At 48.2% G+C, this 384-nt stretch carries 1 rRNA gene; it reads right to left on the bottom strand.

Going from position 1 to position 384, the window contains the following annotated elements:
• Positions 1-362 (bottom strand): 23S ribosomal RNA (locus AC2YJL_RS27670); the annotation flags it as partial.
• Positions 363-384 lie beyond the last annotated feature (22 nt).

Genomic DNA, 384 nt, shown 5'->3' with positions numbered 1-384 from the left:
GACGGACCTTTCCAGGTCGCTTCATTTACTTCGTTCCTTTGTAACTCCGTATAGAGTGTCCTACAACCCCAAGAGGCAAGCCTCTTGGTTTGGGCTAATTCCGTTTCGCTCGCCGCTACTCAGGAAATCGCATTTGCTTTCTCTTCCTCCGGGTACTTAGATGTTTCAGTTCCCCGGGTCTGCCTTCAATATCCTATGTATTCAGATAAAGATACTGTTCCATTACGAACAGTGGGTTTCCCCATTCGGAAATCTCCGGATCAAAGCTCACTTACAGCTCCCCGAAGCATATCGGTGTTAGTCCCGTCCTTCATCGGCTCCTAGTGCCAAGGCATTCACCGTGCGCCCTTTCTAACTTAACCATTAGCGAATAAATGGTACAAC

It is taken from the genome of Priestia sp. SRI_019, from assembly GCF_057586255.1.
This window is presented reverse-complemented; position numbering and strand designations above follow the sequence as displayed.